This is a genomic window from Verminephrobacter aporrectodeae subsp. tuberculatae At4, from assembly GCF_000193225.1.
Taxonomy (GTDB): domain Bacteria; phylum Pseudomonadota; class Gammaproteobacteria; order Burkholderiales; family Burkholderiaceae_C; genus Acidovorax; species Acidovorax aporrectodeae.
On record NZ_AFAL01000061.1, the window covers coordinates 1 to 7749 of the forward strand.

A 7749-nucleotide genomic window follows, 5' to 3' on the forward strand; every position below is an offset into this window, starting at 1 on the left:
TCGCCGCTGCGGAACGCGCCGTGGCGGCGGCGAACGCGCAGATCGGCGTGCAGCACGCCGCGTATTTCCCCAGCCTCAGCCTGAACGCGTCGCTGGGCGGCTCGGGGTCCGGCGTCGCCGAACTGCTGCGGGCCCCGGGAACGCTGTGGTCGCTGGGGCTGACGCTGGCGCAGGCCCTGTTCGACGCCGGCGCGAACGCCGCGCGGCAGGAGCAGGCCCAGGCCGCGCACGGCGCGCGCGTCGCCGTCTACCGCCAGACGGTGCTCACGGCGTTCCAGAGCGTGGAAGACCAGCTCACCAGGCTGCACACCTTGCAGGAACAAGAGCCGCTGCGCCGCGAGGCGACCGCGGCCGCCGAACGCAGCGCGCAGCAGATGCTCAACCGCTACCACAGCGGCCAGCTGGGCTATACCGAGGTGGTCACGGCCCAGGCAACGGCCCTGTCCGCGCAGCGCGCGCTGCTGCAACTGCAACTCGAGCGGCAACTCGCGGTGGTGGCCTTGATACAGGCGCTGGGCGGCGGCTGGCAACTGCCCTGGCAGGAGCCGCCGGCGGCGGCAGACGCGCGCGGCGGATAATCGCGCGCTTTATTTCAAGGAGCAGGGGTGGATATCGTATTGCTGGCCAAGGCCGCCATCATGGGGGTCGTCGAGGGGCTGACCGAGTTCCTGCCCATTTCCTCCACCGGGCACCTGATACTCGCCGGGTCGCTGCTCGGTTTTGACGGCGCCAAGGCCAGGGTCTTCGACATCGCCATCCAGACGGGCGCCATCTTTGCCGTGATCCTGGTGTACGCGGACCGCATCCGCGCCACGCTGCGCGCCCTGCCCCACGAACGCCAGGCGCAGCAGTTTGCCCTGAACCTGGGAATCGGCTTTTTTCCCGCCGTGGTCCTGGGCCTGCTCTGCGGCAAGGCCATCCAGGCCCATCTGTTCACGCCGATGGTGGTCGCGAGCGCGTTCATCGCCGGGGGCTTCGTCATCCTCTGGGCCGAGCGCCGGGCGCCGGGCACCACGCGCATCCACACGCTCGACGCCATGACCGCGCTCGACGCGCTCAAGGTCGGCCTGGTGCAATGCCTGGCCATGGTTCCCGGAACCAGCCGCAGCGGCGCGACCATCATCGGGGGCATGCTGTTCGGCCTGTCGCGCCAGACAGCGACCGACTTTTCGTTCTTCCTCGCCATGCCCACGCTCATCGGCGCCGCTGTCTACAGCCTGTACCGGGAGCGCGCGCTGCTGTCCCTGGCCGACCTGCCCATGTTCCTCACCGGGCTGGTCTTTTCCTTCTTCAGCGCCTGGCTGTGCGTGCGCTGGCTGCTGCGCTACATCGCCACGCACGGCTTTACCCCGTTTGCGTACTACCGCATCGCGTTCGGGGTGCTGGTGCTGCTCACCGACTGGACGGGCTGGGTGCGCTGGGCGAATTGAGTACCGCGGACGCGGGCGCGCGTTCCGGGTAATTTCTGCAGCGACCCCTTCGTCAGCTGTCTCATATGCTGCCAGCAATCCATCGGTAGACAGGGTGCATTGGATCCAGCATGAGCTTGAAGGCAATGGCACAACAAACCACCATGAGCAGCGGGCGGATGAGCTTCGCGCCAACTCGTATGGCCAATTTGGACCCTACCTGCGCACCGATGAAGGCTCCCAACCCCATCACCACGCCGATGCGCCAATGCACCAGGCCCTGAAAGACATAGATGGAGAGCGACCCCAGAATGGACGCGAGGTTGAGCAGCTTGGTGTGGGCCGTAGCGCGCACCACGCCATAACCAAGCAGAAGAACAAATGCGATCATGAAGAACGACCCGGTTCCGGGGCCAAACGCGCCATCGTAGAAACCGATTACAACGGCTGCGGTCGCACAAAAAGCAGCCATGGAAACTCTTTGTTCGGCATCGTCGTCGGTCATCTTGGGCGACAAAGCGAAATAGAGTGCCATGGTGATCAGGAGAAATGGCAGGCCGGTCTTTACCAGTTGCTGAGGGACCGAACTGACCACCAGCGCACCCATGATGGAACCCAGGCAAGCCAAGACGGTTGCGGGCCAGATCCGCTCCCACTCGATCAAGCCAGCCCGCGCAAAGTTCTTGGTCGCAGAGATGGCGCCAAGGGTCGCTTGCAACTTGCTCGTTGCAATGGCGGAAACGGGGTCGAGACCCGCAATAACAAGTGCGGGGACAGTCACCAGCCCGCCGCCTCCCGCGATTGCGTCGAAGGCTCCCGCCAGGAATGCAACACCCGCAAGGATGCAAAGGATGAAAAGCGAATGCTCGCCTGCCAGAAAGCTGATCATGTCCATGAACCGAATAGCGGAGGCTGAATCGCCGCGCAGTATCTCGTTTAACGCTTCTGTCTCCAAGACTTGATTCCCACCCGCTGGGAATCAACGTGTTTTTCTCTCTTCGTCTTGACGACGATATCCTTGGATGGCGACCTGCAGCCCGGCGAGATTGTGGTCGCCGAGAAGATCGATCGCATCAGCCGCCTGCCTTTGGTCGAAGCGGAAAAGTTGGTGGCCTCTATTCGAGACACGGGCGCACGCCTGGCGATCCCTGGCGTGGTCGACCTGAGCGGGCTGGCGGCTGGGGCCGATGGCATAGCCAAGATCGTTTTGGAATCCGTGCAGGACCTACTGCTGCGCCTGGCCCTGCAGATGGCCCGGCGACGACTACGAAGATCGCCGCGAGCGGCAACGGCAAGGCATCGAGTTGGCGAAGAACGCCGGCCGCTACACCGGATGTCCGCTCGATCCGGGTGGGGTTGTAAGCCGGAACCCCAGAAAATTCCGTTGCCCGTCTCGACGATCAACCAGCAATCTGCCTGATCCGCTCGGCCAAGCGTCCGAACGCTTCGTTCACGTACTCCAACACCTTGGGTTCAGCGCCCTGCTTACATAGAGCACTTTTGAAGCTGTCCAGATCGGACAGCCATTTGCATGTGCTGATCGATCTTCGCTGCCAGTCGGCGGAATTCATTCATGCTCATGCTTTGCTCACTCGAAGAGCGTGGCGACCTTCGCCAGCACCTCATCCATGATCGATGCTGGCAGCGTGTCCACCTTGCGGGCATGTCTGGCGGCCAGGTCAATCACGCGCGGCTGATCGCAGCGCACGACGCCGGTGGTCTTGATGCCGGTCACGGGCACTGCGAAGCCCAGGCGGCGGGCGAACTCGCCGCCGTTGGTAATCGGCAGGATCACCGGCAGCTTGGTCGCTTCGTTGAACTCGCCGGGCGATACAACCAGAACGGGACGGCTGCCGCTTTGCTCATGCCCTGCGCTCGGGTCGAGCGACACCAGATAAATGTCGCCGCGCCTCATAGCAACTCGCCACCTACAGCGGGCGCATCGACCCATTCGCGTTCCTCTGCGGGTTGCGCCTGCGAATAGTCCGAGACAGCCAGCAACTCCGCGAGTGTGTAGCGCGGCCGTGGTCTGGGGTTGACCACCAGGCAGCCGTGATCGATGGCCAAGCCGACCGTCGCACCGACTTGCAGGTGCAGTTGTTCAAGGAACGCGGGCGGGACGGCCAACATGATCGAGCCGCCGACCTTGCGCAGATTGGTTGTATGCATGATGCACTCTCAATGAGTTAAGTTATATTGAAGTATAACTTCAATTGCCTTGGGCTGCAAGCCGTGTGTGACGGAAAACAACTGTTTTACGACGAATCTGTAACGGCCTGTCGAAGCGCTCTCTAAACGACCTTAAAATTGTGCGGAAAACCTTGTCGCCATATGCGATCATACGGAAACCTATTTTAGATGGTTATTCGGCTATGTTAGTTGGTTACATGCGCGTGTCGTCGGACTCCGACCGGCAGAGCACGGATTTGCAGCGCGACGCGCTGCTGGCCGCCGGCGTCGATGCCCGGCATTTGTTCGAGGATCGTGCTTCCGGCGCGAAAGATGATCGAACCGGCTTGGCTCGGGCGCTCGAATTCGTCCGGCCAAGCGACGTGCTGGTCGTGTGGAAGCTCGACCGGCTCGGCCGTTCGCTGTCGCACCTGCTAACCATCGTGACCTCACTCAAGGACAGGCAGGTGGCGTTCCGCTCGCTGACGGAGGGAATGGACACCACCACGGTGTCCGGCGAGTTGCTGTTCCACGTGTTCGGCGCACTCGCGCAGTACGAGCGTGCTTTGATCCAGGAGCGTGTCGTCGCGGGTTTGGCCTCTGCTCGCAAGCGCGGGCGGATCGGCGGACGGCCGCAGGCGATCACCGGCGAGAAATTGGATGCCATCGTCGCTGCGCTGGACGGCGGCATGTCCAAGGCAGCCGTATGCCGCAACTTCGGCGTAAAGCGCACCACCTTGATCGAAACACTGGCGCGAGTGGGATGGTGTGGAGCAGGAAGAGCGGCCAATGGGCAACAAGAATAAGCTGCTCGCCATCTTCTCGGATGCCGAGCAGGAAGCCCTGTACGGGCTGCCGGATTTCGACGATGCGCACGGCCTGGCGGCACATCCTGCTGAACGGGCACTACACCTTCCAGAGCGACGGAAAGATGATCGACTTGGACTCGCTCGTGGCCGGGCTGGAATTGGGATGACGGAAATTTCTGGGATTCCGGCTTACAACCCCGGGTTGGGTGCTGCTGCTCGGCGTGCCAAAGGACGGGCAATGACTCGCGCCGACGTGCACAGGCAACGGAGTAGTTGCCAAGAGTAAGGGTTTACCCTATAGTTCGCTCTGGCAACCCTGCCACCCCGGCCCCTGAGGAACGCCCAATGACCACCGCCACGCTCACCCCTTCCGCCCGTCCTTCCACCACCCGGTTTCTGACACCCATTCGCCAGCTATTGGCCCATTGGCTCAGTGCGCAATTCGCTGCATCGGCACCCCGCGCGTTGACGGCCTTTGAAGAAGCCGAACAGGTACGGGCCATGGCTGTGGGCCTGATGAACGATGATCCGGCCTTCGCCGCCGACCTGTTCGCCGCCGCCGACCGCCACGAATTCGGCGCCCAGGCCTGATTCCCCCAGGTCCAACACCTGTAACGCATCGGGGGCGATTCCCGAGCCTGCGGACACGCCGGAACCGGCGTTGCCGAGCCTGCAGCGGCGTGGGCAGAATCAGCAGCGAACAAAAAAATTACACGAAGTTGCGCTGACACCCGCACATTCGCCGATATTTACGCCAAGTTACGTGTAGACTCGGGCGGGCGCAAGGGTCGATAAAGTCCCTCAGGAGACATCCGCCCAAACGCGCATCGTGCACTGCAGCTCTGGCGCAGACCCACTTCAGAGCGTGATCACGCCGGGCTCCGGTGCATCCGATTCATTCACCAACTTATTGAAAGGACATGGGTCAATCTGGAAGGCCAGCGGGTTCTGCCTGCCATCCGGGATGCATCCATAAAACATCTATGTCAGAAATACCAGCGGAGTCTGCAGAAATGTCCATTGGAAAAGGCGTTGCCATTTATGCAGGTGCCTTGCTCGGGTTCATTATCCTGATCGTGCTCACAGTAACGGTTTCTTGGTTTCCTGGCTTTGTTCTGTTCTTCGCCTATTTTGTCTTTGGCTTCATACTGAACCGCATTGTGCTGCGCAGCCTGATTGAATGGCATGCGGTGTACAACACGCTCGGCAACGTTTCCAGCAGCAAACTGAGCGCTTTTCTTTTCTGGCCCTTCTCCTACCCTGCGTTGTTCTTCCGGTTGGGGGTGGTAAAGCACTTGTAAGAGCGCAGTCCGATCGGCTGCGCAATGCCGCGGCTGCATCAACCCAAGCCAAGTCCTCTGTGAGCAGCATGTGCACCCCGCATATGAAAGCATGGCGGCCTTGCAGGATGCTCGTAGACCTGCCATTCGATACACCCTGTGTGGATGGCGATGTCTGCCGTCGCCAGCGTGCTCTCTGCGCCGCTGTTCAGAGAGGCGGTGCGCAGGATCGGAAATCGGGCGTCCCCGGTGTCGGCCAGGACCTGCAGCGCGTCCAGCCCCGATTCGCCCGCGAGCAAGGCCGTGCCGCGCTGCTGCCGATACCGCGAAGAGGGGGTGATGGTCTGCGGCAGCGCGCGCAGCGGCAGGTGCAGCGCGTGGTTCGTGTGCAGCGCCCGCCGGGATGCGCAGACCGTTTCCACGGCGCAGGCCTGCGCACTGAACTCCACGCTGAGCAGCGCGTGCTCATTGCGGTGCGCGAGCGTCAGGTGAAAACTGCCTGCGCGCTCGGTGCCTCGCACCAGGGTCAGCGCCTCGTCCAGCCCCGCGACCTCGAGCAAGGCCCGCGCCAGCACCATGCGCGGGACGCCGGGCTGCACCGCGCGGCAACGCAGGCTGTTCACTGTCATCGCCAGGCCGCCATCGGTCACGGCAAAGGTATGGCCCGCAATCGACCCGGGGTAGACGAAGGCCGCAAACGGCACTGCGCCCGCGACGGCACACGCGGCGATGGCGCAATGGCCGGCGAAGGCGGGGTCGCCGTCCTCGTTGTGCGTGATGCGCCGCACCTCCCCTGCCTGCTGCACGGTGGTGCAGCCATCGGGCGCCATGGCCCAGAGGTCGCCGCGGCAGTTCCACAGAAACAGATCGTCGAACGGCAGCCCGATGCCGACGGCCATGCCCTGCAACTCCTCCCAGACACGGGGAAAGCGCGTGCGCACCTGATGCGCCATGCTGGCGGCAAGCACCGAGCCCCGCAAGCGCATGGCGCGGGCCCAGACGGCGGAACGCCGCGCGTAGTCGTGCAGCGCCGCAGCGCCGAATTCGCCCAAGGCCCGGCCGGCGTCGAAAGGCGTGCCCCGGATTTCGATGTAGCTCAGCCCGGCCATTTCATTCCCCGTCCTTCAGAAAGTCGCGCAGGCGCTGGTCCAAAGGGGTGTCCAATAGATCGGCAGGCGATCCATCGACCGCGATGCGTCCGTTTTCCATGAACAGGAGGCGCGTTCCCACCCTGCGGGCGAACTGCATTTCATGCGTCACGACGAGCATCGTCATCCCGTCCTCGGCGAGCGCCTGCATGACGCGCAGCACCTCCTGGCGCAGCTGCGGGTCGAGCGCTGAGGTCGGTTCGTCGAAGAGCATCAGCCGGGGCCTGAGCGCGAGTGCACGCGCGATCGCGACGCGCTGCTGCTGCCCTCCCGAGAGTTGGCCCGGGTAATGCCCGGCGCGCTCAGCCAGCCCGACCTTGGCCAGCAGTTCCCGGGCCTGAGCGCGCGCCTCGGCCCTGGACGCGCCGCGTACGTGGCGGGGACCGAGGGCCACGTTCTCCAGCGCCGTCATCTGCGGAAACAGATTGAATTGCTGGAACACCATTCCCGCTTCCTGGCGGATCTCGCGCGCCGCAGCGGCTCCGGCGCGCACGCTCAGGCCGCCGACGAGCAGTTCCCCGCCGTCGATCTGCTCGAGCACGTTGATGCAGCGCAGCAGCGTTGATTTTCCGGAGCCTGAAGGGCCGATCAGCACGACCACTTCGCCTGGGCGGATCTGCAGATTCACCCGGTCGAGCACGGTGTGGACACCGAAATGCTTTTCGACGTTCCTGAATTCGACGATGTTCATGGGATCCGCATTCTTCCTTCGAGCACGCGCAGACCCAGCGTGAGCACGCCGATCAGGAGCAGGTAGATGAGTGCGACGGCACTCCAGATTTCGACGGCCCGAAAATTCGCGGCCATGATTTCCTGGCCCTGGCGCGTCAACTCGCCGACACCGATGACGATGAACAAGGACGTGTCCTTGAGGCTGACGATGAACTGGTTTCCCAGCGCCGGCGTCATGCGCCGAAAAGCGATGGGGCCGACG

The 7749-nt window shown here is 63.3% G+C and carries 13 protein-coding genes; 6 read left to right on the top strand and 7 right to left on the bottom strand.

Going from position 1 to position 7749, the window contains the following annotated elements; all coding sequences use genetic code 11:
• Window positions 1-578 (top strand): TolC family protein (locus VTU_RS0102575; protein WP_010100464.1); only part of this gene is annotated, 578 nt, incomplete at its 5' end.
• Window positions 579-605: 27 nt separating this feature from the next.
• A complete protein-coding gene (locus VTU_RS0102580; protein WP_010100465.1) occupies window positions 606-1430 on the top strand; it encodes an undecaprenyl-diphosphate phosphatase in 825 nt (274 codons plus the stop codon).
• 61 nt (window positions 1431-1491) lie between these two features.
• On the opposite strand, the gene VTU_RS0102585 is transcribed toward VTU_RS0102580, so the two are convergent.
• Window positions 1492-2298 carry a TSUP family transporter gene (locus VTU_RS0102585; protein WP_236610615.1) on the bottom strand — a complete coding sequence of 269 codons (807 nt, stop codon included), beginning with the start codon at window positions 2296-2298 and terminating at the stop codon, window positions 1492-1494.
• Between the two features lie 69 nt (window positions 2299-2367).
• On the opposite strand from VTU_RS0102585, the gene VTU_RS25395 reads away from it, so the two are divergent.
• Window positions 2368-2829, top strand: coding sequence for a recombinase family protein (locus VTU_RS25395; RefSeq protein WP_438873572.1), 462 nt, complete (start codon window positions 2368-2370; stop codon window positions 2827-2829).
• Here the strand turns inward: VTU_RS25395 and VTU_RS31090 are convergent.
• From VTU_RS31090 to VTU_RS0102600, 3 genes are read right to left on the bottom strand one after another with little or no spacing between them, the layout of a single operon-like run.
• Window positions 2810-2980 carry a hypothetical protein gene (locus tag VTU_RS31090; protein WP_236610616.1) on the bottom strand — a complete coding sequence of 57 codons (171 nt, stop codon included), beginning with the start codon at window positions 2978-2980 and terminating at the stop codon, window positions 2810-2812. The two genes, VTU_RS25395 and VTU_RS31090, sit on opposite strands and share 20 nt — an antisense overlap.
• Window positions 2981-2997: 17 nt before the next feature.
• Window positions 2998-3324 carry a type II toxin-antitoxin system PemK/MazF family toxin gene (locus VTU_RS0102595; protein ID WP_010100468.1) on the bottom strand — a complete coding sequence of 109 codons (327 nt, stop codon included), beginning with the start codon at window positions 3322-3324 and terminating at the stop codon, window positions 2998-3000.
• Window positions 3321-3578, bottom strand: coding sequence for an AbrB/MazE/SpoVT family DNA-binding domain-containing protein (locus VTU_RS0102600; protein ID WP_010100470.1), 258 nt, complete (start codon window positions 3576-3578; stop codon window positions 3321-3323). The genes VTU_RS0102595 and VTU_RS0102600 overlap by 4 nt, the downstream gene beginning before the upstream one ends.
• Window positions 3579-3781: 203 nt before the next feature.
• Here VTU_RS0102600 and VTU_RS0102605 point away from each other — a divergent pair, with 203 nt between their 5' ends.
• The 3 genes from VTU_RS0102605 (at window position 3782) to VTU_RS0102620 (ending at window position 5688) form a co-directional block, all read left to right on the top strand.
• A complete protein-coding gene (locus VTU_RS0102605; RefSeq protein ID WP_029554040.1) occupies window positions 3782-4384 on the top strand; it encodes a recombinase family protein in 603 nt (200 codons plus the stop codon).
• A 348-nt stretch (window positions 4385-4732) separates the two neighbouring features.
• Window positions 4733-4978, top strand: coding sequence for a hypothetical protein (locus tag VTU_RS25400; RefSeq protein ID WP_010100475.1), 246 nt, complete (start codon window positions 4733-4735; stop codon window positions 4976-4978).
• Window positions 4979-5400: 422 nt separating this feature from the next.
• Window positions 5401-5688 (top strand): hypothetical protein, encoded by a 288-nt coding sequence (locus VTU_RS0102620; protein WP_010100476.1) that lies wholly within the window; start codon window positions 5401-5403, stop codon window positions 5686-5688.
• Window positions 5689-5726: 38 nt separating this feature from the next.
• Here VTU_RS0102620 and VTU_RS0102625 read toward each other — a convergent pair whose 3' ends face one another.
• The 3 genes from VTU_RS0102625 to VTU_RS0102635 all read right to left on the bottom strand — a co-directional run.
• Window positions 5727-6776 carry a C45 family autoproteolytic acyltransferase/hydrolase gene (locus VTU_RS0102625; protein WP_010100477.1) on the bottom strand — a complete coding sequence of 350 codons (1050 nt, stop codon included), beginning with the start codon at window positions 6774-6776 and terminating at the stop codon, window positions 5727-5729.
• A gap of 1 nt (window position 6777) precedes the next feature.
• On the bottom strand, window positions 6778-7506 hold the full coding sequence (gene glnQ / locus VTU_RS0102630; RefSeq protein ID WP_010100478.1) for a glutamine ABC transporter ATP-binding protein GlnQ: 729 nt from the start codon (window positions 7504-7506) through the stop codon (window positions 6778-6780).
• Window positions 7503-7749, bottom strand: a 247-nt coding sequence (locus tag VTU_RS0102635) for a glutamine ABC transporter permease (protein ID WP_010100479.1), incomplete at its 5' end; no start/stop codon positions are given. The genes glnQ and VTU_RS0102635, both read right to left, overlap by 4 nt.

What these genes read in the sequence shown, in the direction of transcription:
- glnQ (WP_010100478.1), bottom strand. Translation starts at nt 7,506, where the DNA reads ATGAACATCGTCGAATTCAGGAACGTCGAAAAGCATTTCGGTGTCCAC.
- VTU_RS0102600 (WP_010100470.1), bottom strand. Translation starts at nt 3,578, where the DNA reads ATGCATACAACCAATCTGCGCAAGGTCGGCGGCTCGATCATGTTGGCC.
- VTU_RS0102625 (WP_010100477.1), bottom strand. Translation starts at nt 6,776, where the DNA reads ATGGCCGGGCTGAGCTACATCGAAATCCGGGGCACGCCTTTCGACGCC.
- VTU_RS0102620 (WP_010100476.1), top strand. Translation starts at nt 5,401, where the DNA reads ATGTCCATTGGAAAAGGCGTTGCCATTTATGCAGGTGCCTTGCTCGGG.
- VTU_RS31090 (WP_236610616.1), bottom strand. Translation starts at nt 2,980, where the DNA reads ATGAATTCCGCCGACTGGCAGCGAAGATCGATCAGCACATGCAAATGG.
- VTU_RS25400 (WP_010100475.1), top strand. Translation starts at nt 4,733, where the DNA reads ATGACCACCGCCACGCTCACCCCTTCCGCCCGTCCTTCCACCACCCGG.
- VTU_RS0102605 (WP_029554040.1), top strand. Translation starts at nt 3,782, where the DNA reads ATGTTAGTTGGTTACATGCGCGTGTCGTCGGACTCCGACCGGCAGAGC.
- VTU_RS0102595 (WP_010100468.1), bottom strand. Translation starts at nt 3,324, where the DNA reads ATGAGGCGCGGCGACATTTATCTGGTGTCGCTCGACCCGAGCGCAGGG.
- VTU_RS0102585 (WP_236610615.1), bottom strand. Translation starts at nt 2,298, where the DNA reads ATGATCAGCTTTCTGGCAGGCGAGCATTCGCTTTTCATCCTTTGCATC.